Genomic DNA, 2,198 nt, shown 5'->3' with positions numbered 1-2,198 from the left:
CACCGTCGGCGTCTTCTCCGGTGACGTCCCCGCCTGCGACCGGACATCGGCCGGACGGCGGCGGAGACCCCACCGCACGGGCCGCCTGACCGCGTGGGCGACGTGACCGCGCGGACGACGTGACCGCACGGGTCTCGTCACCGCACGGCTCACCACCGCGGGTCGTACCGGCACGGAGGTCGTGCCGGTACACGGGTCATTTCGGTACGCGGGCGACGCAGAAGACGGTCTGCCCGAACGGCGGGCGGACGAAGCGCTCGATGAGGCGGGTCAGCGGCACCACCGTGCGGTCGTAGATCTTGACCAGCCGGGGGTCGGGGTAGCCGACGCCGCCGCGCCGCACCGCGGCCCACCAGGCGATGCCGCCCAGGAAGTTGATCGGCTTGAGCACGTCGATGTCCAGGCCCGCCTTGGAGACCGTGGTGCGCAGGGTGGCGGGGGTGTAGCGGGTGACGTGGCCGACCTTGCGGTCGAAGTCCCCGTACAGCTGCATGTAGCCCGGCACCCAGATGACGATCCGGCCGCCGGGGAGGGTGACCCTGGCCAGCGACCGCAGGGCCTCGACGTCCTCCTCGATGTGCTCCAGGACGTTCATCATCACGACGGTGTCGACCTTCTCACCGATCGGGATCTCGGTCGGCAGGCCGAACTGCAGCACGTCGATGTCGTCGCGGCCCGCGAAGCGCTTCCTGAGCTGCTCCACGCAGTAGGGGTCGAAGTCGCTGACCACCAGCCGGTCGAGGCGGGGCAGGAACTGCTCGGCGAAGTGGCCGAGGCCGGAGCCGATCTCCAGCATGGACCGGCCCACGTGCGGGGCGACCATGTCGAGCTCGTACTGCCGGTAGTTCTTGGCCTCGTCCCCACCGAGGTGGTTCTCCAGGGCCTCGTCACCGGCCGCGGGTTGCACTACGCGGTCATACCCAGACATGCGGTTCCGTCCAGCTCGTTCGGGAAAGGCCGCGGCGCGAACCGCGGATGGGGGACAGCCAGAGTCTAGTGGCCCCGTCCGTACCGCGACCGCCCGAACGATCGAGACCCGGCCCGGCCCTCCGCCGCCGCCGGCCCGGCCCTCTCCGCCCCCGGCCCGTTCCCGGCGCGCGTGACACCGGCCCCGTCCCCCGATTACCGGCTCCGCCGAATCACCGATAAAGCACCCGCGTTTCCGTGCTTTTCCCCGTACGGGAGAAGTCCGGGTCGGATGCGACGGTGAGATGTGCACCGCAGGACAAGGAAAACCCCCCTGGAAAAGGACGGTCCCGCCGGTTCGTGATGTGAGAACGGTGCGATTCCCGGAAAGTGGAAAAGGAGCGCGAACCGATGGAACAGGTCCAGTGGTGGCGCGGGAACCTCCCCGCGGAGACGAACGCCCTCATCGGCCGGGAGGGCGAGGTGCGACGGTTGCTGAAGCTCGTGGCCGACACGCCGCTGACCACGGTCACCGGTGCCGCCGGCGTCGGCAAGTCCCGGATCGCGATCAGGGCCGCGTGGGAGCTGCGCGACCACCGTCCGGACGGGGCCTGGCTGGTGGAGCTGTCCGGTGAACGCGACGGCGACCTGCTCGCCGACACGGTCGCGTCCGTCCTCGGGCTGCCGGAGCGGTCCGCCCGGTCGCAGACCGAGGCGCTGGCCGGTTTCCTCGCCGGCAGGAGGCTCCTGCTGGTCCTCGACGGTTGCGAGCACCTCCTGCCCGCCTGCCGGGCCCTCGCCGCCGCGATCGTGGCGGCCGCTCCGGACGTGAGGATCGTCGCGACCTCCCGCCGCTCGCTGGGACTGCTGGGGGAGGCGCTGCTGCCCGTCGAGCCCTTCGACGTACCCGGCCCGGCCGGGCTCCCGGACCCGGCCGGGTCGACCGGCCCGGGAGAACCCGTACGAGGGGGAGGACCGGGCGGGCCGGAGGGGAACGACGCGCTCCGGCTCTTCCTCGACCGCGCCCGCAGGGTCGCGCCGGGGGCGGAACCGGCCCGCACCACGGGCCCGGCGGCCAGGATCTGCCGGTCGCTCGGCGGCGTTCCGCTCGCCGTCGTGCTGGCCGCCGGGGGGCTTCGTACGCTGCCGCCGGAGCGGCTCGCGGACCTGGTGGAGGGACACCCGTGCGCGCCGTCCGGCGCCGACGCCCCGGCCGCCGGCCCCGTCGCCGGTCCGGTCGCCGGTCCGGTCGCCGGTCCGGTCGCCGGTCCGGTCGCCGGTCCGGTCGCCGG

Annotated in this window: 1 protein-coding gene and 1 pseudogene; one reads left to right on the top strand and one right to left on the bottom strand. The window is 73.1% G+C overall.

Annotated features, from left to right (window positions below):
* Positions 1-196 precede the first annotated feature (196 nt).
* Positions 197-907, bottom strand: coding sequence for a class I SAM-dependent methyltransferase (locus tag AB0G16_RS23555; RefSeq protein WP_362808645.1), 711 nt, complete (start codon positions 905-907; stop codon positions 197-199).
* A gap of 410 nt (positions 908-1,317) precedes the next feature.
* On the opposite strand from AB0G16_RS23555, the pseudogene AB0G16_RS23550 reads away from it, so the two are divergent.
* Positions 1,318-2,198: pseudogene (locus tag AB0G16_RS23550) on the top strand (hypothetical protein); the annotation flags it as partial.

This window comes from Streptosporangium sp. NPDC023615 (assembly GCF_040640155.1).
Taxonomy (GTDB): Bacteria; Actinomycetota; Actinomycetes; order Streptosporangiales; family Streptosporangiaceae; genus Streptosporangium.
This window is presented reverse-complemented; position numbering and strand designations above follow the sequence as displayed.